Raw genomic sequence first — 25,746 nt, forward strand, 5'->3', positions numbered from 1 at the left:
ACGTGTCTGGAAAATTGGCTCGCCCTACACTGGCTCGCATTTACGGCGCTCCTGTTGCGTAAAATCGCCCGAAAACCCACTTCCTAAACAGCTTCTAAGTCTTCATCGTCCCAGAAACCGCCCCATTGAGAATAAAATGCGCGAATCTCTGTCGGCAGTTTTCTTCCTAGTTCCTGCTCTATGTCAGTCAAAGCAGACTGCGGCACGGTATCGAAGATGGTAAAACCATACTTCCTTGGTTCCTCCTGTATCTGCTGGAGTGCTACAAGTATTGACTTCATAGAATCACCCTTTACCGCCACCCCCGCACCGCCAGTTGCTGAGCCGCTACTTTGGGATTCAGCCACTTCGATTCCAGGCCGGGGCCGCTGAGGTAGAGGCAGCCGCCCTCCCCCACTGTGCGGATGATGGCACGGCACTGATCTGGCGGCAGGGCGGGGCAGCCGCGGCTGTAGCCGGCCTGGCCGTGGCGTTGCAGATGCTGCTGGCTCACGTAGTCGGCAGCGTGCAGCACCACGTAGCGGCGCAGGGCGTTGTCGTTCTGGCCCACATCCAGGCCACGCAGGCGGCGGCTGAGGCCGTGCTTGCCCTGGTAGGTATCCTGGGTACGATAGAAGCCCAGGGCCGTACAGGCTGATTTCATAACGTTGGAGAAGCGCCGGGCGCGCAGGTGGCCCGAGCCCCGGCCGTGGGCGACGTGGCTGCGGTGCAACACCTGCGCCTTGCGCAAATCCAGCACCCAGAGGCGTTTTTCGGAGGAAGGCAAATCCATATCGGCCACGGCCAGAATGCCCGGCTGGCTGATTTTCCCGGCGTTGCGCAAGTTTAGGTAGCCTACGCAGGCCCGCTCCAGCACCTCCAGGCGCAGCGCCGTAGCGTCGGGCCCCAGGGCGGCATATAGCCTTTGTACGGCTTGGTGCAACGAATCAGGGACGGCGGCCAGGGGCTCCAGGGGCGTCAGGCGCAGTGAATCCGTTAGCGCAGGCGCGGCCACCGAGTCGGGCGCGGCGGGGGCCGGAGCAGAAGCCAGCGCACGGGCGGCCGTTAGTTCGCCCGCTGAGGACTGACAGCCGGCCAGCAGCCCCGCCAGCAGCGCGGCCCCCAAGTAGCGGCGGTAGAGCAGGCGGCAAGAAGTGGCGGTACGGGTCATGGCAGTGGGTAAATCCTGGCCGAAAATCTGCATTTGCCAGTCGGTATCCAAGCCAACTGCAGGTACAAGCCCCCAACCGGGCAATTCTCTTCCAGCAAAAAAGCCCCTTCCTGCAGCAGGGAAAGGCCTTTCTGGTTACCACCGCTTACCCGAGTGGTAGGGAGTGGAGCGGGCGTGGTTGCGGCAACGGGCCGCCGCCTGTTGCTCGGTGATGCGCTGGCGGGCCGGCAGCGGCACGGGTGGCGGACCCGGTACTTTCTGCGTGAGCTTGATTTTTACTTGGAGCTGAGCCGGAAACTTGCCAATGGAAAGTGCGGAAGTCGAGAGAAGAGACATGGTGAGTAGAAGTAAATGGGAAGAAAAGGCCCAGATCCGCTGAAAAGCCGGGCCATTGCGGCGACGTCCTGCTCAATCGGCAGAACAGAATACCGCGAAACTGTTTGCCCGGAAGGTGAAGTCACAAATACGGCGTAGAGGCACCATACTTTGCGTTTGCTCGCGGGCCAGGGTTGTTGTAAGATTAGCCGTTGGTATTGCTCTAGCGCTGAGACGCAAAGTGGCGCGTCTCTACCACCGCCCGGCAGGCCTTATCTGTGAAAAAACAATTTATCGAGATTTGCTACCCGGCACTAGGCTTGCTTACTGTCCACACAGCCTAGAACAGCACGCTGGCGTTGAGCTTGGCGTAGAAGGGCGTACCGGGCGTGAAGTGCAGCTCCGATACCGGCGCGGCCTCGTTGCGCAGGCGGGTGGTGGTGTCAAACTGGGCCTGGTTCCACTCCACATTCAGCAGGTTTTCCACGGTAGCACCCACCTGAAAGCGCCGCTTGGTGTAGCTCACCACGGCATCCAGCAGAAAATACCCCCGGGCCCGTACCGAATTGTCCTCGTTGGCGGGGCGGGAATCAATATGGCGGTAGCGCAGGCTGGCGCTCAGGCCACCGGGCCGGCGTAGCGTGAGGCCCCCCACGCTGGTAAACGTGGGAGCCAGCGGAATGCGGTTGGCATCGGAAGGTGCTCCGACCAAGCGCCCCCGGTTGTAATTCAGGTCTACATCGGCAAACAGGCTGCGCGTGAGTTGGTAGCGGGCCGCCACATCCAAGCCGTAGCGACGGGTGCGGCCGGCACTTTCCACCACGCCCTCGTCGCCCACATACACCAGCTCATCCTGCAGATGCAGGGCCCATAGGGCCGTATTGACCACCAGCGCGGGCAGGGGCTTGAAGGTGCTGCCCGCCTCGTAGCCGATGGCCCGGGGCAGCACGTTGCCGCCCGGGTTGGTGACTACGGCGCGGGCGTCGTTGGAATGGAAGCCAAAACCCGAGCGCACAAACAGCTGCACGGCCGGCGTCACATCGTAGTACAAGTTTAATTTGGGGCTTACCCGGCCCTTACCCGCCCGACCCGACAGGGAATCAGCCCGGTCTTCCCGGAACCGAAAGCGGAAATAATCGGCGCGCAAAGCGGCATTTAGGGTGAGGCGGTCCGTCAGGGCAAGAGTGCCTTCCAGGTAGCCGTTCAGATTTTGCTCCTGCACCCGGCCCGTAACAATGGTATCCGTGACGGTGCGGCGCACGGAGTTCAGCAGAGCCACATCCACATCATCGAGGCGGGTACCCAGGCCGGCGGTGGTGCGCAGGGTACGGCTGCCCAACTGGAAGCTTCGCTCATAGGTGCCGGTGTAGCCCCAGATGTTGCGGCCGTCGGTCTGCCGGATCTGGTCCCCGTCCACCGGGTTGTTCAGGAAGAAGGTAAAGTTGGAGTACAGGTTGAAATCGTAGCGGGAGTAGTATACCTGCTGGCGCAGCACGGCATCGTGGGGCAGGCCGGTAGTCAGCACGGCCGAGGCGTTGGTGCGGCTCGTGGAGCCGCCCTCGGTGGGGTCGATGCTGCCGAAGCGGGAAATGATACCCTCCCGAATACCCCGCTCCGGCACCTGCCCCGAGGCATCCCAGCGGGAGTTGAACCGGGAGGCCAGCAGCATCAGGGAAGTGCGGTCGGAGAGCTGGCCGGTGTATTTGGCCAGCCCATTGAAGCGCTTGAAGTGCTGCTTGGCGTCGAAGTAGGAGTTAGTGAAGTTGTACTCGGCGGCTACGTAGGCGTTTTCCGGGCCCTTACCCAGCAAATGGCCGTTCACTGGCAGCAGGTTCACCAGAGCCACCGCCCGGCGGGTGTCAAACTGGCCCAACTCCACCTTTACCTGGCTTTGGTCGAGGCGGGTTTTGGTAGTAAACTCGCCGGCGCCGGCTGTGGCGAAATCACCGAACCGAGCCGTGTAGGGGCCCTTGTACACCCGCAGCTGGTCCACGGTTTCGGGAATGACAAAGTGAAAATCGGCGTAGCCCTGGCCGTGGGCGTGGCTCACCATGTTCACCGGCAACCCGTCAATGCTCACGTTGAAGTCGGTGCCGTGGTCCACATCAAACCCCCGAATAAAGATTTGCTCGGCCTTGCCCCCGCCCGCGTGCTGGGCAATAACGAGGCCCGGTACCAGCGGCAGTAAATCCTGGGCTGAGTTCACCGGCCGCAGCAGCTTATCAATGTTGGATATAGCCGCCAGGGACTGGTTTGGGTCGCGGGGTTGGGCCACCGTTACCTCGGCCAACGTGAGGGAGGTGGTGGGCAGGCGCAGGGCCAGGCGGCTGGTCTGGCCCGCCGTTAGGGTTACGGTGCCAGTACGCGGGGCAAAGCCCAGGCCACTGGCCCGCACCGTGTAGGTACCCGCCGACAGGCCGCTCAGCTGGAAGTTGCCCAGCTCATCAGCCGTGGTACCACCGGCCCGGTTCAGCACCTGTACCTGCACACCGCTCAGCGGCCGGCCCGAGGCAGAGTCAGCTACGGAGCCGCGCAGTGTTGCCGTGGTTTGGGCCTGCGTTTCGGCCGCGCACAACATACCCGCCAGCCCCAGGCCAGCGGAAAGAAATCCAGTAAAATGAGGGTGCATACCAGCACTATGCGACGCCCCGGCCGTTGTATGAAGGCGTAACCAGCAGGGCAGCGTCCAGCGAAAGAATAAGGAGAAAATCTGCTCTGCCTTGCGCAAAACAGTTTACCAGCCCAGTAAACAGGCTGGCCCGAACCTTATCCTTGCCGGGGCGGCTGATCCACCTGGCCCCGGATGCCCGCCACTAACTGGAAGGCAGGTAGCAACCGGTACGTAACGAGTTGCCGAATATAGACCACTCGCAGGAGCGGCATTTCCGTCAGGCAGTGCAGGTCGATGCTTTTGGCCGCAGCCAACAGCTGAGCCGTTTTTTCGGTTTTGTGCTGGGCCTGTACGGCTTGCTGGTTGCCGTTGCAAGTATCGAAACAGTCGAGGCGCAGGTAGTTGTGGCGCTGGCACTCGGCACTGTGCATATAGGGGTGGGCGGCACTGGGCCCCACCGGCTCCGGCCGCCCCACCAGGCCGGCGCCCAACCCCAGCAGGTAGGGCAGCAACAGCAGCAGAATGAGGCAGTGACGAAGCATGGGGTTGGTTGTTGGTTGTCAGAGCGTAATTAAAGAGTCATTCAAAGCTCATATCTAGCAACTATCAGCTCAGCCGCTCGATGGTCCAGTAGGCGGCCAGCAGGCCAATAGCCACGGAGGCGGGCACCAATACGCGGCGCTTGTACCAGGGCTTGTGGGCGGCCCAGCGCCCAATCAGAACCCAGGCCAGCAGAATAACGGACACCTGCCCCAGCTCTACGCCCACGTTGAAGGCCACCAACGACTCCACAAACATAGCGCGCGGCAGTCCCAAGCTCGTAAGCGCCCCGGCAAAACCCAGCCCGTGCAGCAGCCCGAACCCGAACACCACCACAATCCGCCAGGGGTTCAGTCGCTCCACCACAATGTTCTCAATGGCCACAAACAGAATGGACAGCGCAATAAGCGGCTCCACCAAGCTAGCCGGCGGCGACACCACGCCGTACATGGCCAGCCCCAGCGTGATGGAGTGGGCTACTGTAAACGCCGTAGCCTGCCACAGCACCGGCTTCAGGCGCGGCTCCAGCAAGTACAAGCTCAGCACAAACAGCACATGGTCGAGGCCCAGGGGCAGAATGTGGGTGTAGCCGAGCTGGAGGTAGGTCAGGAAAACGTCGGTGCGGGAGAGTTTACTCAGGTCGGCATCCAGCACGTGCGCGGCGGCCAGCCCCGGCAACAGCAGCAGGGCAGCGGGCAATATATACCGGATGAGGCGCACGGAAGCCATCAGGAAAGCGGGCGGATAGTTGAACTCGATAGGCTGTCATCCTGGGCTTGCGCAGGACCTTGTCACACTGAAACAGTAACTGTTCTGTGGTAACTCAAACGTGACAAGGTCCTGCGCAAGCTCAGGATGACGACCAAACTAACAGGCGTTACCGGGTGGCCAGCAGCTTGCGGCCCTCGTCGGCCAGGTCCAGGGTGAGGTAGGGGTTGATGGCCAGGGCTTGTTTGATTAGGGCCTGCCCTTCGGCCGTGCGGCCGTTTTTGGTGGCAATCAGGCCGGCCCGGCACAGCAGCGTGGGGTTGCGGGAGTTGGTGCGGCGGGCCGTTTTCATGTACTGCTCGGCTTCCTTGTACTCGCCCCGCTTGTAATGCACCCAGGCCATGGTTTCGCACACGTCTATGTTATCGGGGCGACGCTCGTACTCAATTTTGGCGTGTTTCAGGGCCTTGTCCAGCTCCCCGGTTTTCACGTAGGCGTAGGCCAGCTCCCGGTCGGCGTAGTGGCCCATAGCCTCATTCTCGTCGGCTTCGTTGGCGGCATCGGCCAGCATACTGATGGCCTCTTGGGCCATTTTGCGGGCTTCGGCGGGCTGGTTGTTCTGCTGGTATACTTCCGTCAGCTCATCAGCAAAGGCATAATCCTTTACCGTGATGCGGGCGTTTTCCAGGTATTTGATAGCCTCCGGGTAATTCTGACGGGCCTGCGCCACCCGGCCCAGCCCGGCCAGGGCATAGGCGTAGTGCGGGCGCGCCAGCAAAGCCTGCCGGTACTGCTGCTCCGCCTGGCCCAGGTCGCCGGAGGTTTCGTAGAGGTGGCCCAGCATTACGCGCGACCATTCCGTTTGCTCCAGCCCTGTGTAGCCGGCCTGCACCGCCATTTGCATGGCTTCAATAGCCCCCGGCACGTCGCCGTGAATTTCCCGCAGGTAGGATACGCGGCTGTAGGAGCGCAAATCGGGGCGCACCTGGTTCATTTTATCGGCCATGCGCACGGCCTCAGGGTAGCGGCCCAGCTCCACGTTGGCATCACAGAGCAGCCCGTACACGAAGGCGTTGCTGGGGTTGAGGGCTACCGCTTTTTCTGCCACGGCCAGCCCCTCCGAAAAATGGTGCTGCGTAAGGCACAACGACGCCTTGCAGCACAGGGCCTCAAAGTTCTCGGGTTCTTGGCGCAGGGCTTGGTCCAGCAGCTCCATGGCGGCCGTGTCGTAGTACGGATGGTCGCCGGTTACGCGGGCCTCCTGCATGTAGGCCTCAGCCAGTAGCACTTTGGCCTTAGTGTCGTTGGGTTTGGCGCGTAGGCGAGCCAGCAGCCCATTAATGGCCGCCTTGGTATTCACCCACTCCCCGCCCACGGCCAGGTCGCCGCGGCGCTCCTTGAGCGTGGGCACCGGGTCCGGCTTTTGGGTCAGGAAAATAGTAGCCACGAAGCCCAGAAACAGGGTAATAAGTACAGGGTAGAAGTATTTCCGCACAGAGTCTGAGGGTTAGGAGTTAAGCGCCAGCCAGCCGGGGCCAGGTAGTAAGGAGGGGCTCTAATGAGCAAGCCTGCTTACTAGCTGGCGCGGGCCAACGGGCCGCAAAGTCAGCCAGGAAGGGAACCAGCTTCGCGGCCGGTTCCCTTCTAAGCGGTGGAAAAGATAGCCGAACTCACCCAGGGCCCGGCTATCTACCCATAGCACCAGCCAGCCCATCATGGGTAAGCAGGCCGGCTGGTGGATAGGGGTTTAGTTGGTATGCACCAGTTTCACCGACTGCAGCACGGTGCTACCCGAGGCAATGGTGAGCACATAAGTGCCCGCCGCCAGATCGGCACCAGCTTTCCAGCTCAGGTCGTAGGTGCCGGGTTTGTGTTGCTTGCCATTCATCAGGGTAGCTACCCGGCGGCCGGTCAAATCACTCACGTACATGGTTAGGGAACTCCGCTCAGCCACTTCGTAGTGCACGTTGGTCGTCTCAGCGAAGGGGTTGGGGTAATTCTGCGCTACCGATACGATGGAGGGTTTCAGGCCCAGGCCGGAGGCTCCGCGCTGGGAAGTAATGGTGGACTGCGCTTTGGTACCGCTCCAGGGCAGCTGCGCGTACGGGAAGGCATTCCGGAACGTGGTATCATTGGCTTCTACGCCGGTGCGGAAGGTCAGCACGTTGGTCAGGCCATTGGTGGTTTCATAGGGCAAGCCGATGGCGGCCAGCACTACTCCGCCTACAGCTTGCAGCTCGATGCGGGTCACGTCATCTTCCAGGCGGCGCCCGTTCGGGAAGCCGTCCATATTCGGAATGGCCTGCAAGGTAGTGGTGGTATTAAAGCGGGCATCCGTCAGGCCCAGTACGGCTGCAGCCAGCAAGCCTTCCGAGCTAAAGTCGGCGGAGTTGCGGGGCGTGGTGGGCACGGCCATGTTCAGGCGTAGCATGTCGCCGCCCACGCCAGCAGCAGCGGCAGGGTTATCAATGAGGGGCAGGAAGTTGTTGATGAAGGGCTTGCCGGCGGCCAGGGGCTGCCCGGTGGGCTTGCCGGTAGCCAGCTGGTAAGGCCGCACGTTGGGCACACCAGTGTGGAAGATGGGCAGAATATCCACGGAACGGGGCTTAGCCGGGCGCAACAGGTACTCGGCATAACCACCAGCAGCAATTTTGGCGAAGGCCGTGCCGGCTACATCAGCGGCGGGTGCGTTCAGCAGACCCGAAACGCCGTTTTTACCGTTAGCAAAGTCAAACATACCCAGCGAGTTGCGCTGAATCCGCAGTGCACCCAGGCCGGGTACCGCCGTTCCGAAATAGCCAGTTCCCTCAGCCATGTACAAGCCCAACTCGGGGTTCGACATATAGTCCTCGGTGGTAGCAGCTTCGGTGTAAGGCGTAGCGGCGTTCCAGGCATCTTTCGAGCCGATGGGCTGAATTACTTCGTTGGTGAGCGGCATACCAATGCGCGACACCTGCACCCAGTTACCGCTGTGCGTTTGCGTGCCGTCGGTGTTCAGGGTGCGCATGGCCGGGCGGCTAGCCGAGGCCCACACCCCAATCACGTAGTCCGAGTCGAGGATATTAGCGGCCTGTGCACCGGTTTTGCCATCTTTCTGCAACTGCGAAATCGGGATTTGCAGGGCAATGGTGTGGGTGTTTTTCTTGGCCAAACCGTCGCGGGCGGCGGCGGTACGGATACCGCCCAAATCGAAGATACCACCCAGATCCGTGAAGAAGGGGTCATCAACGGGGCCGCAGAATACGCGTACGTTAGTGCCCACCGTCTGGATGGCGCCGGTCATCAGGCTCTCGTAGCTGGGGGCCGCCAGGCCGGCCGCACCCTGAATGGAGCGCGGGCCGATGTTGGGCGGGGGCACTACGCCGGTGCTGGTGAGCGTGGTGAAGGCTCCGCCGTTGCGGCTTACCTCCATGGTGTAGGTGGCCTTCAGGTTTTGTTTGCCCAGCCGGATGTTGAAGAACGTGGTGGGGTCTTCGTTTACGCGCTTAAACGTGAAGCGGTAGGTAATATCGTCCTGGTTGGCATTGGCGCCCGAGTTCTTGATGTGAATCTCGTAGCGCACATTCTCCCCGAACGTGTTGTAGTTCGGCCCGCCCTGGGGTAGCTCTAGGGGAATGTAGTTGGCAATGATGTTGACCATTTCCGCATTCACCGGGTCGCGGAAGGCGTAGAGGTCGGTGTTGTCGGCCAACGGGTCGTCGGCAATAAGCGGGGCTTCCCGGTGGCTGGAGGCTTCCAGAGGAGTCTGTTGTCCACTCCAGGCCAGCAGGCCCAAGGCAGCCGTAGCCGCCACCGATAAGTGGAGAATCGGACGCGTAAGCGTTTTCTTCATAATGGGTAAAAATTGGGAAATGGATGGGAAAACACTACCCGTGCTGGGTAGCGGAATAAACAGCCGGACTTGGCTGAAAGAGCAGGATACGGTGGTGCGTGAGATACTGTACGCCTCAACAGGAGGCGGCCAGAAGGATAAGTGCCGGTTTTCAGAAAATAACCAGGGAAACCGGCCGGTCGGTAAGTAGTGCAGAAAAGTACAAGCAGTACGGTTGGGCTTGCAAGCCTGGATTTAAATAGCCTGAATTTTATACAAGTATTTTTCGGGCTGTTGGAACCATTACCGTAGAAGTAGATAACATTCACAGTCAGCGCCTTGAAGCGCCGGCCTCAACCAGCCTTCCGCCTCGGGCCCTGCCGCATTTTTGTTGCGTATTTTTGCGCCGTTCCGGCCGTTTGGTGGTTGTACCTGCTGCTGGATTATTTCCCTTTTTCGCTTTTCCCGGCGCGCCGCGGTGCGCCCCGTTTTATATGGCCAAAGTCGCAATCAACCTCTCCACCGGGAGCCTGCAGCAAGAAGAAATTATCGTGGGCATTGACCTGGGCACCACCAACTCCCTAGTCGCCTACATTCACCCTGATGGCCGCCAGCCCCAGGCCATCAACGACCAAGGCCGCGGCACCATCGTGCCCTCTGTAGTGCATTTTCCGGCCGGCCACGACCCCATTGTGGGCACCGAGGCAAAGGAATACCTGCTCACTGAGCCCCAAAACACGATTTACTCGGTGAAGCGCCTGCTGGGCAAGAGCTATAAAGACCTGGGTCAGCATGCCGAGGAGTTGGGGTATAAAGTCATCGACGATAATTCCGAGGGCCTGGTGAAAATCCGGGTGGGCGACACGTTCTACTCCCCCATCGAGCTGTCGGCAGAAATCCTGAAGGAATTGCGGGCCCGGGCCGAGCACGCCCTCAAAACGCCTGTAAACAAGGCCGTCATTACGGTGCCCGCCTACTTCAACGACTCCCAGCGCCAGGCCACCCGCGACGCCGGCCGTCTGGCCGGATTGGAAGTACTGCGCATCGTGAACGAGCCCACCGCGGCGGCGCTGGCTTACGGTATCGGCCTCAACCCCGAGGAGGAGAAAACCGTGGCCGTGTACGATTTGGGCGGCGGCACATTCGATATCAGCATTCTGCACCTACACCAAGGAATTTTTGAGGTGTTGAGTACCAACGGCAACACCTACCTGGGCGGCGACGACCTGGACCGCGCCATTTCCAACCACTGGACCGCCCAACACAGCCTCACGGGCCGCTTGCAAGGTAACGGCCCCCTCCAGCAGGAGCTGCGGCTGCTGGCGGAGTCGGCGAAGCGGTACCTGAGCCAGCACGATGACTTTGCCGGTAACTTGGGCGACGACGTGGTGGTGCGCCTCAGCAAAACCGAGTTCAACCACTTGGTGCAGCCTCTCGTGGACCGTACCCTGGCCGCCTGCCGCCAGGCCCTCACCGACGCCAAGCTCACGCCCCAAGACCTAAATGCCGTGCTGCTGGTGGGCGGCTCCACCCGCGTACCGCTGGTGTACGAGGCCGTTTCGGCGTTTTTCCAGCAGCCCGCCAACAATTCCCTCAACCCGGATGAAGTAGTTGCCCTCGGCGCCGCTATTCAGGCCGACATCCTGGGGGGCAACCGCCGCGACGTGCTGCTGCTGGACGTGACGCCCCTCACGCTGGGCATCGAAACCCTGGGTGGCCTGATGGACCCAATTATTCCGCGCAACTCCAAAATCCCGACCAAAGCCGGCCGCCAGTACACCACCAGCGTGGACGGGCAGGTGAACCTGAAAATATCGGTGTACCAGGGCGAGCGGGATTTAGTGAAGGAAAACCGCAAACTGGCCGAGTTCGATTTGCGCGGCATTCCGGCTATGCCCGCCGGCCTGCCCAAGGTAGATGTGAACTTCATCCTAAACGCCGATGGTATTCTGAAAGTAGAGGCCATTGAGTTGCGCTCCAACACCCGCACTTCAGTAGAAATCAAGCCCCAGTACGGCCTCACTGATGAGCAGGTGGAGCAGATGCTGCTGGACTCCATGACCAATGCCCGCGAGGATATTGCCGCCCGCATGGTGATAGAAGCCCGCACCGTGGCCGAGCAGATGCTCTACCAGGTGGAGCGGTTCGTGGCCAAAAACGGTCAGCACCTTACCCCCGAGGAAACTGCCCAAACCCAGGCCGGTGTAGCCACGCTCAAAACCGCCCTCGAAACGCAGGAAAAAGATACCATCCTGAAAGCCGTGGACGAGTTGGAAGAACTTACCCGCCCCTTTGCGGAGCGCGTGATGAACATCAGCATCAGCCAGGCTATGGCCGGTAAGAAGATTGAATAACAGACGCGGCCTGATAGACTGAGAGATAAAAGCCCCACCATCAATCCTGATGGTGGGGCTTTTTATTTTGCGCCTAGAGGCTTACAAACCTTGCTTCTGAACCCCATCAACAGGCACTAAAGAGTACAAAGTCTATTTGCGGGCTACATTGAGTTCCAGAAGCAGCAGTAAACAGTATAAAAAGTTCCGATGAATTCGCACCTAGTCCGCCTGCACCAACTCGCCCAACAACCCAGCCGCCGCATTATCGGCTTGATGTCGGGTACTTCCCTTGATGGGCTGGATGTGGCTCTGTGCCGCCTGCACGGGCACGGCACCGGCACCCGGCTGGAGTTGGAGCAGTTTGCCACAGTGCCTTACACCAACGAGGTGCGCCGCCGCATTCGGCAGGTGTTTGCGGGCGGGCAGGTAAGTCTGGAGTACCTCACCCTGCTGAACCCCTGGCTGGGCCAGCTCCATGCCGAGTTGGTGAACCAGTGCCTGCAACAGTGGCAAATTGCTCCGGCGGAAGTAGACCTCGTAGCCAGCCACGGCCAGACGGTGTACCATGCCCCCGCCCACCAGCATCAACACCCCGATTTTGCGGGCATGAATGCCACCCTGCAGCTCGGCGACGGGGACCAGGTAGCCGTGCACACCGGCATCATTACGCTCAGCGACTTTCGGCAGAAGCACATTGCTGGCGGGGGTGAGGGCGCCCCCCTGGCCGCCTACGGCGACTATTTGCTATTGAGCAGCACCCAAGAGGAACGCCTGCTACTGAACCTGGGAGGCATTGCCAACTTCACTTATCTGCCGCGGGCCGGTCAGGATGCCAGCACTGCCTTCAGCACCGACACCGGCCCCGGCAATACCCTGCTGGATGCCACTGTGCGCCAGCACCGCCCCGAGCTGGCCTACGATGAAGATGGCAAGCTGGCCGCGGCCGGGCAGGTACACCAAGTTCTGCTGCATGAGTTGTTGGCCCACCCGTTTTTTGCGGCTCCGCTGCCCAAAACCACCGGCCCCGAGCTGTTTGGTCCAGCGTATCTGCGGCAGGCCCTGGAGCGCACCAACACCCTGCAGCTGGGCCTGGAAGATACCCTGGCAACCCTCACGGAGCTAAGCGCCGTGGGCGTGGCGCGGGCGGCCCAACAAGTATTTGGCGTGCAGCCGGGCTTGGCGGTGTACGCCAGCGGGGGCGGAGCCCATAACCCGGCCTTGCAGGCGGCTCTGCGGCGGCAGCTGCCCGCCTGTACTTTCTCTACCACCGAGACGCTGGGCGTACTACCCGATGCTAAGGAGGCCATTCTGTTTGCCTTGCTGGCCAATGAGGCCGTGGCGGGCCAGCCAGTGAGCATCGGGGCGGGGCGGCAGCGGGTGCCGGCCGTGAGCATGGGCAAGATTTCTTTTCCGGGGTAAACTACCGCAACGGCACCACCCGAAAAGTCTGTATCTGCCGGGCCGAAGAATCCTGAAACGTCACGTCCAGTTGCACGTGCGGGCCGGGACGCAGGCTGTCGGCGCGGTAGGTGAAAGCCACGAACGACTGAACGGCATCTTCCTCGCGCAGGCGGTAGCCCAGCTTGTACAGGTCGATGGTGGGGCCATAGGTGCGCGCCTGGTCAATAATGGGCTGCGTGGCGGCGCGGAAAGCGGGCATCGGCAGTTGCTGCCGGGCCGCCGGACTCAGGTACTGATACGCCGCATCCCAATTACCACCCAACACGGCCAGCAAAAATTGCCGGGCCACCTGCACCTGGGACGAAACTACCTGCGTGGGCAAGTTCTTGGCTACACCCACTAAGCCCGAGCAAGGGCGCGCGGCGGGTCCCGTTGTTGCAGTATTTAGCCACAGCCCTGCACTACACAACGCTGCTACCGCCCAATCAGGCACTCCCAAAACTGTCATAGGCCAACGCAACGGTGTCGTATCATATGCCTTGCAAACGACCCTGCTCACCGGCTGGTTCCGGCTAGTGGCGTGCAACCCGGCGCGTTACCGTTTCGCCGTTAGTATCCGTCAGCCGAACCGTATAGAGCCCGGCCGGCCAGAAGCTGGTATCCAGTTGCACGGCGGCGCCTCCTGCGGCCGCACACTGCTGAGTAGCTACGCGGCGGCCTTGTCCGTTCAGCACTTCCACCCGCCCAATGCGGTGGTGCGTCCACCGCAGTGTGCAGCCCGCGTAGTCAACGGGATTTGGGTATACTTCTACCCCAGCATCCTGGGCAGCCCGGGCACGTGTAACTGGGCCGGTAATACGCAAAGGCAGCGCCCGAGAGTTGTTCTGCTTGTTTGACTCAGCCAGCAGATTGCGGGGGTCAATCATGATAATTAAGTAGTAGCTGCCGGGTGCAGTGGCCGCCGGTACCGGCAGTACCGGCGCCGAAAAAACAGTGCCGACTCCGGTTCCTCCCGTGCCCGTAGTTCCGCTCAGGCCGGCCATCAGCACCGTACCCAACTGGACATCGGAGTTCATTGAGAAAACCGTATCCGTGGATAAGAAGAAGCTAATCTCATGCGCCGCCGCGCCGCCTTCTCCTCGATTATACAAAAACGAAAACACCCCGGTTTGCCCCCCGGCTGGCAGTGTGCTGAAGGAAAGAGAAGGCCGCCATAGCTCCAGATCCGGCAGGGCAACGGCGCGGCCTGTTACCGTGACGGCAAATGCCGCCACGTTGTTTGACTCATCCGATTCCTGCTCGGCATTTAGGGGGTCGGCCACCAGTAGCAAGCTGTACGCTCCAGACGCCACTAGTGGCATCGTAGCTATAATGGCGCACGTACCCGCCTGTCCAGGGAACAGCAACGATTGGCAGCTAGCCCCCAAATATGTATCAGTGGCATCCCAAGCGGCATCCTTCGACAGATAGTACCCAATGCAGTTAAACTGAGAGCCATTCGTGCCCTGATTCTTTATCACGGCCGACAGCGGGTACACACCGCCCGCTAGCACAGTGGAGGGCAAAGAAACTGGTGGCTGCACCACCAAATCTGGCCTGTTTTGGGCTTGCGTGTAGCCCGTAAGGCCCCACATCATTATCACCCATATACCACAGGTAAGTAGTTTTTTCAACATTGGTAATTATGGATAGTGGGATAAAATGATTGCCAAAATGAAACAGCAAGCGGCTACTACTCTTTTTCCTGCGGTACCAGCACGAAGACATCCTCGCCGGGCCGCTTCATAATATACTTCTCGCGGGCAAACTTTTCCAGCAGCTCCGGGCTGCTCAGCAGCTCGGCGCGGTCCTTTTTCACCTTGTCAATTTCGCGCAGGTAGTATTCCTTGTCATTGTTCAGCTCCTGCCACTTAGCGTACATGTCGTACTGCTTCACGAAGTCGTTGGCATCAAACAGGAACATCCAGGCCAGAAAGGCTACTCCGGCCAGGAAGTAGAAGCTGCGCAGAAAGCGCGGAACCCGCTCAAATATTTCCGAAGCACTCATCACAGGCGTACAAGTAAAGTTGCTGTTTTATGGACGGTACCCCGGTACCAGGGGCTTCCTAAGCAAATATCCGGTATTCTCTCCATTCCGCCCTCATCCGCTGCTCAGCCCATCAGGCAACAAAAACGGCACCGCCGCCCACAGGCAACGGTGCCGTTCAACAGAAATCCGTCTGGATTCTTTCTTTACATTTTGCGGCCAGGGAAGTACGCTACCTCGCCCAGTTCCTCCTCAATGCGGAGCAGCTGGTTGTACTTGGCCATCCGGTCGGAGCGCGAAGCCGAGCCCGTTTTGATCTGGCCGGTGTTCAGGGCCACGGCCAGGTCTGAAATAGTATTGTCCTCCGTTTCGCCCGAGCGGTGCGACATGATGCTCTTGTAGCCGTTGCGGCGGCCCAGGTTGATGGCATCAATCGTTTCGGAGAGCGTACCAATCTGGTTAACCTTGATGAGGATGGCGTTGGCAATCTGCTCATCAATGCCGCGCTGCAGGCGGTTTACGTTGGTCACAAACAGGTCGTCACCCACCAGCTGGGTGGTCGAGCCGATGCTCTCGGTCAGGTTTTTCCAGCCGGCCCAGTCATCCTCATCCATACCATCCTCAATGCTGATGATGGGGTATTTCTTGGTCCAGTCGGTCCAGTAGCTCACCATTTCTGAAGAAGTCAGCTTGTCGCCGGTGCTCTTCTTGAAGTGGTAGTGACCATCCACGTAGAACTCCGAAGCGGCGGCGTCCATGGCAATCATCACGTCGTCGCCGGGCTTGTAGCCGGCCGTTTCAATGGCCTGCAGTACAATCTTGATGGCGTCTTCGTTGGATTTGATGTTGGGTGCGAAACCACCTTCGTCGCCTACGTTCGTGCTAAAGCCTTGCTTTTTGAGCACGTTTTTGAGGTGGTGGAAGATTTCGGTGCCCCAGCGCAACGCCTCCGAGAAGGAAGGAGCGCCCACCGGCATAATCATGAATTCCTGGAAGTCAATGCTGTTGTCGGCGTGCGAGCCCCCGTTCAGGATGTTCATCATCGGTACGGGCAGCGTGGTAGCGTTTACGCCCCCCACGTAGCGGTACAGCGGCATGCCAGCCTCGGCGGCAGCGGCGCGGGCAATAGCCAGCGAAGCCCCCAGAATGGCGTTGGCACCCAGATTCGCCTTGTTAGGCGTGCCATCCAGCTCCAGCATGATTTTGTCGAGCAGGCCCTGCTCGAAAACCGAGAAGCCAATCAGTTCTTCGGCAATCTTGCTGTTCACGTTTTCCACGGCCTTCAGCACGCCTTTGCCCATGTATTTGGACTTGTCCTCGTCGCGCAGCTCCACGGCCTCGTGCTTGCCCGTGCTGGCTCCCGAAGGAACAGCGGCCCGGCCAACAGTGCCATTCTCGGTAGTTACGTCTACCTCAACCGTAGGATTGCCGCGCGAATCGAAAATTTGGCGAGCGTGAATTTCGGTGATAATGCTCATGAGAGAAAAGTTGATTGGGTAAGGAATACAACGCCGTGCGCCGCAGCACTTCGCCTACCGGGCCAAGGTACTGCGTTGCGGGGGCAAGGTACTCAATTGGTCGTTTTGCCCAGTGCGAAATCCGGCAGTTGCCAAGCCAGCACCGAAAAAAGCGCATAGCGCACTACCCTTCCAGCCAGCGACGGAATTCTGGGGTCTGGGCGGTGCTGGTAAGCAGCGGCGTTCCGGGCAACCCGCGCAGCGTTACGGCCAGTCGGTTGTTGAAGTAGGCCTCGCTTTTCTCCACGAAAGCAATGTTTACTAGCTCCGAGCGGTTCAGGCGCCCAAAGCGGGCGGGGTCGAGCTGCCGCTCCAGTTCCGTGAGCGTGCCCTGCAACGGGTAGCGCGCCCCAGCACGGTCTACCGCGAATACTACCCCTTCATCGGCCTGCATATAGGCCACTTCCTCCACTGGCAGCACGTACAAACCGTTGCGCATGCGCACTGAAAACCGTTGCTTGTACTGAGGCTGGCTATTTTGCCGCAGGGCCTGGCTTAGCTCACGTAGCACCTCCGGCGTAAGAGCCGGTGTGGGTGCCGGTGCGAAATTTCCTAAGCTCATTTTCAGACCATGATACTTGGCCAGGGCTTCCTGAAACTGCTCGTAGGTGAAGGGCTTGAGCAGATACGCAATACCATTGCCCCGGAAGGCTGGTAGCAGAAACTGGTCGTAGGCGGTGGTGAAGATGATGGGACACGTCACCGCAAACCGCTCGTACAGTAGGAATACGTTGCCGTCCAGCAATTCAATGTCAGAGAAAATCAGGTCGGGCATGGGATTGGTTTGCAGCCAGACCAGAGCCTTTTCCACGCTCCGCAGCACGGGCGGGGTAGCCTCGGCCACCGCGCCGGCCTGCCGCAGAAACTGCACCGTCTGGCGCGCCGCCAGCTCTTCGTCTTCCAGAATTAGAATGTTCATAGCGAGTACTCCCCGAATAAAGAAACAGCAGGCCGCACGCTCGGAAGGGCCGTCAAATTTTCCATTAGGCCGCCGACCACGCCCGGGCCTGCCGCAGCACCGGCACCACCACCCGAAACTCCGTCGCCGTGGCTTCCACCCTGATTTCCCGATCAAATAGCAGCCGGTACCGCTCACGCAGGTTGGCAAGCCCCAAGCCGAGGGAATCGACGGGGGTGAGTTTGGGCCGGCGCGGGTGTTGCACGCTCAGCTCGGTGTCGGACGCCTGAATCTCAATCAGCAGCGGGTCATCTTCGTCGCCGGCGTTGTGCTTGATGGCGTTTTCGACCAGCAGTTGCAGCGTGCCGGGCACCACCAGCAGCTGGTGCTGCGCGGCGGCCTCGGGCAGCGTCTGCCGGAAGGCATAGGCCGCCCCGAAGCGGTGGCGCAGCAGGTACACGTACTCGTCCACAAACTGCAGCTCCTCGGCCAGGGTCACGAAGTCGTCGTCTTTGTGCCGGATCAGGAAGCGGTAGAGGTTGGCGAAGCGGCTCAGGTACTCATTGGCCTCGGCGGGGTCGTGCTGAATGAGGCCGCGCAGCACGTTGAGGTTGTTGAACAGGAAGTGCGGGTCGAGTTGGGCCTTGAGGTTGCGCAATTCGCTTGCGGTCTGGGCTTGCTGGGTTTGCAGCAGGCGCTTCTGCACCTCAAAGTAACGCTTGCCCGCCATCAGAATGCCCAGCATGCCGTAGCTCTGGGTGTGCTGCATAATAGTCGACAGGATGGCGTTGGCGCTCCAGTGCATGGGCCGCTCATCGAGTAGCAACCCGTAACCCAGCCAGTAGAGGTGGGCATCCAGCACCACAAATACCACCAGCGCGCCCAGCACCACCCAGGCACTGCGGCGGGCCAGCGCCAGCGGCAGCAACCCGAACACCAGCAGGTACACGGCCAGCGTATCGAGCCCTATGGTGTACAGGATAGTGGGCGCCGCGCGCGCCAGCCCAAACTGCTGCAGGTAGCTGAAGAAGATGATGGGCGCGGCCAGCAGCCAGTACACCAGTACCAGAAGCAGGTCGGAGCGGCCGGGGCGTTGGAACGTGAACGGCATAGGGGTTACAGCATGGGGAGTGTTATGCCGAGCGGAGCGAAGAATCCGGGCTGCGTTGCTGAACGGCTTCACCCAGATTTTTCGCTCTGCTCGGAATGACAGAATGGAAAGATGCTATTCTTTGTCGGTTTTCACGCGGCCGCGCTCTTCCTCCAGGCCGGTGCTGCGCTTGCGGGCCGCCTGCAACTGCTGGTTGCCCAGCTTCCAGCTAAGGCTCAGGCGCACCTGCCGGCTCTCGCCGTAGCTGCGGAACTGCACGTTCAGGTCCTGGTAGCGCACGGTGCCCCGTTGCCGGTTCGAGAACAGCACGTCGTTCAAACCCAGCCGCAGGGTGGCCCGGTCCTGCCACAGCGTTTTCTGCAGCCCCAGGTTTAACGCGCTAAAGCCCCGGAAGTTGATCAGGCCATTGATGCCCGCGGTCTGGTAAAAGCCTGATGCCTCCAGCTTGATGTTCTGTGGTAGTTGCACGTTGGCCTGGCCGTAGAATGTGGCCGCCGTGCGGCCCGCCCGATAGGTGCTGCCCAGATACTCGCTCAGGTACTCGTTGTAGAACACCGTTACGCCCGCGTAGCCCGTCAGCAGCTTACGGTAGTTGAGCGGCAGGTTGAGAGTGGCGTTGTAACTGCGCAGGTTGTCGAGGTTGGCTGAGGTGGAGTAGATGGCGCTGTCCTGGGTGGCCGTCACGAGACTGATAGCGTCGCGGGTGCGGCTGTAGCCCAGCACCAGGAACGGCTGCTTCTGGTATGTCAGGGCTAGCTTGTAGTTGCTCGTAAACTGCGGCGTCAGCAGCGGGTTGCCGCGCTGCGAGGTGTAGGGGTCGAGGTACACCAGATTGGGGTTGAGGTCCTGGTAGCTGGGCCGCCCAATGCGGCGGCTGTACGCCAGGTTCGTGCCCAGCACCTTGGTCAGCGGTTTATCCAAACTCACGCTCGGAAACAGCTGCCCGTACTGCCGACGGATGCGGGTGGCGGCCGTGCCCACGGCCACCGTGTATTCGCCGCGCAGGCCGGCCTGCCACGTCATGCCCAGCTGGGTACCCTCCGCCTGCACATAGCCCGCCCGAATACTTTCCGTGTAGCCGAACCGGTCAGCCCGGGTAGCGGCCCCGCCGGTCAAATCCAGCTGGCTCTCGATATCAGCCCGGCTGAACTTGGCGCCCAGCAGCAGTGTGGTGGTGGCCGTCAGCTGCTGCCGGTAGTCTGCCTTAGCCGAGGCCAGCCCGATGCGCGTCTGCTGGTCGTTGCGCAGGACCTGCGGCTGGTTCACGTCGCCCACACGCACCAGGTTGGTCAGCTGGCCTAGGCTGCTAGCCGTGTAGCGCGAGTAGTCCACGTCGGCGGTCAGCTCGCGGCCCAGCGTATCAAGCAGCACTTTGTAGTTGAGGTTGGCCGCGTACGAGTTGGTACGGCGGCGGGTATCGTTGTCCGTGAAAACGTTCACACCATTATCAGCTCGGGTACTGCTTTGCGCGTTCAGCTGCGTCTGGTTAAGGTAGCCGTTCACCAGCACGCCCAACGTCTGGCGGTGCGGCAGGGTGTAGTCGGCCCCTAGCCGCAGGATGGGTACGTGCGCCAGGCGCGGCTGGTAGCTCTGCTGCTGGTAGTGGATGTCGGTTTCCGTATCCAGCCGCTCGGTGTTCAGCTGCTCGTAGGTGTGGCGGCGGTTATAGCTGGTCGTGCCGAACACGTTCAGCGCCCCGGCGCGGTGGTTGAGGTCGAGCAGCATGCCGGTTTTGGCAAAGCGCCCGTACGCCGCGCTGGTCGTCAGCGCGCCGTTAGTGCCCAAGTTGGTGTTCTTCTTCAAAATGATGTTGATAATGCCGGCCGTACCGGCGGCATCATGCGTGGCACCGGGCTGCGTCAGCACTTCAATCCGCTCGATGGTACTGCTCGGAAAATCCTTCAGCACGCTCACCACATCCATATACTGCGTGGTGCGCCCATCAATCTGAATCAGCACTCCTTCCTGCCCGGCCAGGCTGAGCCGGTTATTGAGCACCAGCAGGCCCGGCACTTTTTCCAGCACTTCCAGCGCCGTAGTGCCGGCCGTAAGGCTACCCGCCACATTTACCACCAGCTTGCCAGCCGTCATTTCCAGCAGCGGCTTCTGACCCACCACCTGCACTTCGCCCAGCGCCAGCGCGGCTGCCACCATCTGCACATCCGGCACCGTCAGGGCCCGCCCCGCTACCTCCACCGCCCCACTCCGTCCGCCGCCATAGCCCACCGCCGACACCACCACCCGGTAGCGCCCCGTCGGCACGCTCACCCATTGGTAGCGCCCCTCTTCCGAGGCCTGCGTGGCCTGCACTACCACCGAATCGGCCAGTTGCCGCAGCAGCACCGAAGCGAAGGGCACAGCCTGCCCTTTTGAATCTACCACCCGCCCACTTACGGTGGCTGTTAGTTGTTGGCCCGCCGCGGTAAGAGCGAGTAGTAGTAGCAGGCAGGAGAAAAAAGCTTTCATGGAGCTGGGCTTTGAGGTAAATGAACCCCCAAAACAAGCCCTACAAGCCCTCCGGCGCAGGTCCTATCTTGCGAAGCAGGGCAAAATCCTGATGAAGCCCGCGAAACTACCCGTGAATTCCAGCGGCAGCCTGCCACGCTTGCTAAAAAGAAAAGGGACACCCCACTTGGAGCGTCCCTTTCTAAACTGATACTTTGGTCCGACTACTCGGCGGCTTTCTCCTCGCGGGTTTCGCCGTCTTTCAGAGTTTCAGTAGCCGTATCCTCGGGAGCCGAAACTTCCGTGGTGGCAGCTTTAGCCTTTTTAGCGGGCTTCTCTTCAGCTACTACTTCAGCCGAAGTTTCACCTTCTACTTTTTTGCCAGCACCCCGACGCGAACGACGAGTGGTAGCAGCTTTAGCTTCACCGGCATTTTTGGCCTCCAGCAGCGTTTCGTTGAAGTCAACCAGCTCGATGATGCACATTTCGGCGTTGTCACCCAAACGGCTCTGGCTCAGTTTGATGATGCGGGTATAACCACCGGGACGGCCAGCTACTTTAGCGGCTACCGTGCCGAACAGTTCTTTCAGAACTTCTTTGTTACCGATTTCCGAGAACACCAGACGACGCGAATGCGTGGTGTCGTTCTTGGATTTGGTCAGCAGGGGCTCTACGAACTTGCGCAGGGCTTTAGCTTTAGCAACCGTCGTAGTGATGCGCTTGTGCAGGATCAGCGACGAGGCCATGTTCGAAAGCATGGCGGTGCGGTGCGAGGCCGTGCGGCCGAGGTGGTTGATGGTTTTACCGTGACGCATAAAAATGATGAAAGTGTGAGCTTGCGGGCAACAACCACGGCGGAAAACAAACGCGCTAGCGTTGCTCTCACATTAGAACCGCTGCCCCTTCGGGCTCACTAAGTGAAAAAGTTGAATGGGGTGCAAAGGTAGTGAAACCCCGGGCAAAAAAAATGTGCTGCTGCCAAAATGTGCGTTTCACACATCTTCAGCAGCAGCACATTAACTGGCTTGCGCCTATTCTTCGTCGAGCTTATAGCGGCCCAGGTCCATCCCGAAGGTCAGGCCCTTCTCCTCTACCAGGTTCTCCAGCTCCGTCAACGACTTCTTACCGAAGTTGCGGAACTTCATCATGTCGGCCATGTCGAGCTGCACCAGGTCGCCGAGGGTTTTGATGTCGGCGGCTTTCAGGCAGTTGTAGGCGCGCACGCTCAGGTCCATATCCGCCAGCGGCGTCTTCAGCACCTTGCGCATGTGCAGCGTCTCCTCGTCCACAGTTTCCTCCTCCTCGGCTTTTACCGTCTCAAAGGTCATGGTGCTGTCGGAGAACAGCATGAAGTGTTGAATCAGAATGTTGGCCGCACCTTTCAGCGCGTCCTCCGGATGAATCGAACCGTCCGTGTGAATCTCAATAACGAGCTTCTCATAGTCGGTCTTCTGCTCCACGCGGGTATTTTCGATGCTGTACTTCACGTTTTTGATGGGCGTGAAGATGGCATCAATGGCAATCTGACCGAAAACCTGGTCAGCCGGCTTGTTCTCCTCAGCGGGAACGTAGCCACGGCCTTTCTGAATCGTGAATTCAAATTCCAGCTCGGTGCTGGGGTCCACGTTGCAGATAACCAACTCCGGGTTCAGCACCTGGAAGCCAGTCGTAAATTTGTTGATTTCGCCAGCCGAGAAGGTGTCCTGGCCTTTCACGCGCACCGTGATTTTATCCTCAATGGCGTCGCTCACTTTCTTGAAGCGAACCTGTTTCAGGTTCAGTATGATTTCGGACATGTCCTCAATCACACCTTCAATAGTCATGAACTCGTGCAGGACGCTGTTGGTGCGAACCGACGTGATGGCATAGCCCTCCAGCGACGACAGCAGGATGCGGCGCAGAGCGTTGCCGATCGTGACGCCGTAGCCTTTCTCCAGCGGTTTGAATTCAAACGTTCCGTAGAAGTCGTCGGATTTCTCCATTACCACCTTCTCCGGCATTTGAAAAGCTAAGATTGACATAAGTGGGGCGGTTTGTTAGTATTGAGTAAAAGGTATCAGGTAGTTAGACAAAAAGTCCCGATACCCAATACCCAATACCTGAATCCATGTAAGAAAGTCGAAGCAGAGAAACGGCCCGGACTGCCGGGCCGTTCCACCAATTACTTCGAGTACAGCTCGACGATGAGCTGCTCCGTGATTTTCTCCGGAATCAACTCACGCGAGGGGGCACTGATAAACTTGCCCACCATGTCTTTGCCGTCCCACTCCAACCACGAGAAAGCACGCGCGTTGCGGGCGCTCAGGCTCGTAGTGATGGCCTCCAGCGACTTCGACTTTTCGCGCACGGCAACAACGTCACCAGCGCGGAGTTTGTACGAAGCAATGTTTACGATTTCACCGTTTACGGTGATGTGCTTGTGCAGAACAAGCTGACGAGCGGCCCGACGCGTAGGGGCAATGCCCAAGCGGTATACCGTGTTGTCAAGGCGCGACTCGAGCAGACCCAGCAGGTTGTCGCCGGTGATGCCGGGCATCGTGGCAGCCTTGTGGAACAGGTTCTCGAATTGCTTTTCCAGAATGCCGTACATGTACTTCACTTTCTGCTTTTCCATCAGCTGGACAGCGTACTCGCTCTGCTTCTTACGACGACCACGGCCGTGCTGGCCGGGAGGATATGCTTTTTTGGTGAGTGCCTTGCTCGGGCCGAAAATCGGCTCATTGAAGCGACGGGCAATCTTGGTTTTGGGACCAGTATAACGTGCCATTTCGGAGTTGTTGAGTGTTGAGGAGGGTGAACTATGCGGCTATGTCCAGAGGTAGCGTCACCAGCCCCAAGGGCCGGCATAACTTCAAATCGGAACCGATAGTTCGGGTCACGTACTTAAACGCGACGACGTTTGGGAGGACGGCAGCCGTTGTGGGGCAGCGGCGTCACGTCCTTAATGGTCGTTACCTCAATACCCACGTTACCCAGCGTACGGATGGCCGATTCACGACCAGCACCCGGACCCTTCACGAATACTTCGGCTTTGCGCATGCCCAGGTCGTGAGCAACTTTACCGCAATCCGTCATAGCCATCTGAGCGGCGTAAGGCGTGTTCTTCTTAGAACCGCGGAACCCCATTTTACCAGCCGAGGCCCAAGAAATAACTTGACCGTTGTTGTTGGTAATGGAGATGATGATGTTGTTGAACGAGGCCTTGATGTGTACCTGACCTACTGGTTCTACAACGACAACGCGCTTTTTGGCTTTGTCTTTTCTTTTTTGTGCCATTTGGTTATCGCAAAATACTGCGGAAGGTGTTGAAGCCCGATTCTAAATAAGTCAGGCTTCGATTCCCGCTACAGATTATTTAGTAGCCTTTTTCTTGCCAGCAACGGTCTTCCGCTTGCCCTTACGGGTACGGGAGTTGTTTTTGGTGCGCTGACCACGAACTGGCAGACCTTTGCGGTGACGCAGACCCCGGTAGCAACCGATGTCCATCAGACGCTTGATGTTCAACTGCACTTCTGAGCGCAGTACACCTTCGGTCTTATACTCGGCGGCAATCACGCCGCGAATTTCGCCAGCTTCGGCTTCAGTCCAGTCTTTCACCTTCTTGTTCAGGTCAACGCCTGCTTTGGTGAGGATCTGCTGGGCAGAAGGACGGCCAATGCCGAAGATGTAGGTCAGCGCGATTTCGCCGCGCTTGTTGTCTGGGATATCTACCCCTGCAATACGAGCCATGTGCTTTTTTAAAAAGGTCTGGTGCTACTAGCCCTGACGCTGCTTATAGCGTGGGTTCTTTTTGTTGATAACGTAGAGCTTGCCCTTGCGGCGGATGATCTTGCAATCAACGCTACGCTTCTTTACGGAGGTTTTGACTTTCATGTCGTCGGGTTATTTGTAACGGTACACAATGCGTCCCTTCGACAAATCGTAGGGCGACATTTCGAGTTTTACCTTATCTCCCGGCAGAATCTTGATGTAGTGCATCCGCATCTTGCCCGAAATATGGGCAATCAACTGGTGACCGTTTTCCAGCTCCACGCGGAACATGGCATTGGATAAGGCTTCCAGGATGACACCGTCCTGCTCAATGGAAGTTTGTTTGGCCATAAGGCTACTGTAAGGCTTTTTCTATGTATTCAAAGGAGGTAAGTATTTCCGCCTTGTCTTTGCGAACAACTATGGTGTGTTCAAAGTGCGCCGAAGGCTTCAGGTCTTTCGTACGAATTGTCCATCCGTCCTTTTCCTGGATCACATTCTTTGTACCAAGGTTCACCATAGGCTCAATGGCAATGACCAACCCGGTCTGTAGCTTCAAGCCTGCCCCGCGCTTACCAAAGTTCGGCACGTCGGGGCGCTCGTGCAACTTTTTACCGATGCCGTGACCGACTAACTCTCGAACTACTCCGTACCCCAGTTTTTCAACGTGGTTCTGGATAGCGTAGCTCACGTCGCCCATTCGGTTACCCGCTACTGCCTGCTCGATGCCCAGATACAGTGACTTCTTGGTTTCTTCAAGCAACTGAGTTACCTCGGGTGCTACCTCCCCTACTGGGTAAGTGTAAGCACTGTCAGCATGGTAGCCATTGAGCTTCACTCCGCAGTCAATAGAAACAACATCACCGCTCTGTAGCGTGTAGTCGCCGGGGAAACCGTGCACCACTACCGAGTTTGGCGAAATGCAGAGGCTGTATTCAAATCCATTGTACCCCTTAAATGAAGGTTCTCCCCCATTGTCTCGGATGAACTCCTCCGCGCGCTGGTCCAGCTGCCGCGTCGTAATTCCTTCTCGGATCAGCTTGGCAACTTCTCCGTGGGCCTGAGCCAGCACTTTCGCGCTAGCCCGCATGAATTCAATCTCTTCCTCCGTTTTGTAAAAAATCATC

25 protein-coding genes are annotated in these 25,746 nt (G+C 59.3%); 2 read left to right on the forward strand and 23 right to left on the reverse strand.

All coding sequences use genetic code 11. From position 1 onward, the window contains the following. Positions 1-83 precede the first annotated feature (83 nt). The 8 genes from ABIB60_RS03365 to ABIB60_RS03400 all read right to left on the reverse strand — a co-directional run bounded on the left by ABIB60_RS03365 (position 84) and on the right by ABIB60_RS03400 (position 9,156). Positions 84-281 (reverse strand): SMI1/KNR4 family protein, encoded by a 198-nt coding sequence (locus tag ABIB60_RS03365; protein ID WP_354577757.1) that lies wholly within the window; start codon positions 279-281, stop codon positions 84-86. An 11-nt stretch (positions 282-292) separates the two neighbouring features. Then, positions 293-1,150, reverse strand: coding sequence for a murein L,D-transpeptidase catalytic domain family protein (locus ABIB60_RS03370; RefSeq protein WP_354577759.1), 858 nt, complete (start codon positions 1,148-1,150; stop codon positions 293-295). Positions 1,151-1,285: 135 nt separating this feature from the next. Next, positions 1,286-1,486 carry a hypothetical protein gene (locus ABIB60_RS03375; protein ID WP_354577760.1) on the reverse strand — a complete coding sequence of 67 codons (201 nt, stop codon included), beginning with the start codon at positions 1,484-1,486 and terminating at the stop codon, positions 1,286-1,288. Positions 1,487-1,805: 319 nt separating this feature from the next. Next, positions 1,806-4,094 carry a TonB-dependent receptor gene (locus tag ABIB60_RS03380; RefSeq protein ID WP_354577762.1) on the reverse strand — a complete coding sequence of 763 codons (2,289 nt, stop codon included), beginning with the start codon at positions 4,092-4,094 and terminating at the stop codon, positions 1,806-1,808. A gap of 137 nt (positions 4,095-4,231) precedes the next feature. Beyond that, on the reverse strand, positions 4,232-4,618 hold the full coding sequence (locus ABIB60_RS03385) for a hypothetical protein (RefSeq protein ID WP_354577764.1): 387 nt from the start codon (positions 4,616-4,618) through the stop codon (positions 4,232-4,234). Positions 4,619-4,682: 64 nt separating this feature from the next. Then, a complete protein-coding gene (locus tag ABIB60_RS03390; protein WP_354577766.1) occupies positions 4,683-5,345 on the reverse strand; it encodes a HupE/UreJ family protein in 663 nt (220 codons plus the stop codon). Positions 5,346-5,493: 148 nt separating this feature from the next. After that, positions 5,494-6,819: a tetratricopeptide repeat protein gene (locus tag ABIB60_RS03395; RefSeq protein ID WP_354577768.1), complete on the reverse strand. Its 1,326-nt coding sequence runs from the start codon at positions 6,817-6,819 to the stop codon at positions 5,494-5,496. Positions 6,820-7,071: 252 nt separating this feature from the next. Further along, a complete protein-coding gene (locus ABIB60_RS03400; protein ID WP_354577770.1) occupies positions 7,072-9,156 on the reverse strand; it encodes a DUF4331 family protein in 2,085 nt (694 codons plus the stop codon). A gap of 473 nt (positions 9,157-9,629) precedes the next feature. Between ABIB60_RS03400 and hscA the strand changes: the two genes are divergently transcribed. Both hscA and ABIB60_RS03410 read left to right on the forward strand, forming a co-directional pair. Next, the gene (gene hscA / locus ABIB60_RS03405) at positions 9,630-11,489 is read left to right on the forward strand and encodes a Fe-S protein assembly chaperone HscA (RefSeq protein WP_354577771.1); all 1,860 of its coding nucleotides are present in this window, start codon (positions 9,630-9,632) and stop codon (positions 11,487-11,489) included. A 189-nt stretch (positions 11,490-11,678) separates the two neighbouring features. After that, a complete protein-coding gene (locus tag ABIB60_RS03410; RefSeq protein WP_354577772.1) occupies positions 11,679-12,890 on the forward strand; it encodes an anhydro-N-acetylmuramic acid kinase in 1,212 nt (403 codons plus the stop codon). Between the two features lies 1 nt (position 12,891). Here ABIB60_RS03410 and ABIB60_RS03415 read toward each other — a convergent pair whose 3' ends face one another. From ABIB60_RS03415 to map, 15 genes are all read right to left on the reverse strand, one after another. Further along, entirely contained in the window at positions 12,892-13,254 is a 363-nt protein-coding gene (locus tag ABIB60_RS03415; RefSeq protein ID WP_354577774.1) for a hypothetical protein, read from the reverse strand. A 190-nt stretch (positions 13,255-13,444) separates the two neighbouring features. Next, positions 13,445-14,548 (reverse strand): CARDB domain-containing protein, encoded by a 1,104-nt coding sequence (locus ABIB60_RS03420; protein WP_354577776.1) that lies wholly within the window; start codon positions 14,546-14,548, stop codon positions 13,445-13,447. Positions 14,549-14,604: 56 nt separating this feature from the next. Further along, positions 14,605-14,919: an FtsB family cell division protein gene (locus ABIB60_RS03425; protein WP_354578478.1), complete on the reverse strand. Its 315-nt coding sequence runs from the start codon at positions 14,917-14,919 to the stop codon at positions 14,605-14,607. A gap of 185 nt (positions 14,920-15,104) precedes the next feature. Then, the gene (gene eno, locus ABIB60_RS03430; protein ID WP_354577778.1) at positions 15,105-16,376 is read right to left on the reverse strand and encodes a phosphopyruvate hydratase; all 1,272 of its coding nucleotides are present in this window, start codon (positions 16,374-16,376) and stop codon (positions 15,105-15,107) included. Positions 16,377-16,539: 163 nt separating this feature from the next. Beyond that, positions 16,540-17,334 carry a LytR/AlgR family response regulator transcription factor gene (locus tag ABIB60_RS03435; RefSeq protein WP_354577779.1) on the reverse strand — a complete coding sequence of 265 codons (795 nt, stop codon included), beginning with the start codon at positions 17,332-17,334 and terminating at the stop codon, positions 16,540-16,542. A gap of 64 nt (positions 17,335-17,398) precedes the next feature. Next, on the reverse strand, positions 17,399-18,424 hold the full coding sequence (locus ABIB60_RS03440) for a sensor histidine kinase (protein ID WP_354577780.1): 1,026 nt from the start codon (positions 18,422-18,424) through the stop codon (positions 17,399-17,401). Positions 18,425-18,538: 114 nt separating this feature from the next. After that, the gene (locus ABIB60_RS03445) at positions 18,539-20,890 is read right to left on the reverse strand and encodes an outer membrane beta-barrel protein (RefSeq protein ID WP_354577781.1); all 2,352 of its coding nucleotides are present in this window, start codon (positions 20,888-20,890) and stop codon (positions 18,539-18,541) included. A gap of 203 nt (positions 20,891-21,093) precedes the next feature. Further along, positions 21,094-21,684, reverse strand: a complete 591-nt coding sequence (gene rplQ, locus ABIB60_RS03450; RefSeq protein WP_354577783.1) for a 50S ribosomal protein L17 — start codon at positions 21,682-21,684, stop codon at positions 21,094-21,096. Positions 21,685-21,900: 216 nt separating this feature from the next. After that, positions 21,901-22,890: a DNA-directed RNA polymerase subunit alpha gene (locus ABIB60_RS03455; RefSeq protein WP_315996873.1), complete on the reverse strand. Its 990-nt coding sequence runs from the start codon at positions 22,888-22,890 to the stop codon at positions 21,901-21,903. A gap of 140 nt (positions 22,891-23,030) precedes the next feature. Next, positions 23,031-23,636 (reverse strand): 30S ribosomal protein S4, encoded by a 606-nt coding sequence (gene rpsD, locus ABIB60_RS03460; RefSeq protein WP_315996874.1) that lies wholly within the window; start codon positions 23,634-23,636, stop codon positions 23,031-23,033. A gap of 116 nt (positions 23,637-23,752) precedes the next feature. Beyond that, positions 23,753-24,145: a 30S ribosomal protein S11 gene (rpsK, locus tag ABIB60_RS03465; protein ID WP_044003231.1), complete on the reverse strand. Its 393-nt coding sequence runs from the start codon at positions 24,143-24,145 to the stop codon at positions 23,753-23,755. A gap of 75 nt (positions 24,146-24,220) precedes the next feature. Then, complete coding sequence (gene rpsM / locus ABIB60_RS03470) at positions 24,221-24,598, reverse strand: 30S ribosomal protein S13 (RefSeq protein ID WP_045688471.1); 378 nt, start codon at positions 24,596-24,598, stop codon at positions 24,221-24,223. Positions 24,599-24,625: 27 nt separating this feature from the next. Then, a complete protein-coding gene (gene rpmJ / locus ABIB60_RS03475; RefSeq protein ID WP_044003233.1) occupies positions 24,626-24,742 on the reverse strand; it encodes a 50S ribosomal protein L36 in 117 nt (38 codons plus the stop codon). A gap of 9 nt (positions 24,743-24,751) precedes the next feature. Beyond that, the gene (gene infA, locus ABIB60_RS03480; protein WP_022822146.1) at positions 24,752-24,970 is read right to left on the reverse strand and encodes a translation initiation factor IF-1; all 219 of its coding nucleotides are present in this window, start codon (positions 24,968-24,970) and stop codon (positions 24,752-24,754) included. 4 nt (positions 24,971-24,974) lie between these two features. Continuing rightward, entirely contained in the window at positions 24,975-25,745 is a 771-nt protein-coding gene (gene map, locus ABIB60_RS03485; RefSeq protein ID WP_354577786.1) for a type I methionyl aminopeptidase, read from the reverse strand. Position 25,746 lies beyond the last annotated feature (1 nt).

This window comes from Hymenobacter sp. UYP22, assembly GCF_040547285.1.
Taxonomy (GTDB): domain Bacteria; phylum Bacteroidota; class Bacteroidia; order Cytophagales; family Hymenobacteraceae; genus Hymenobacter.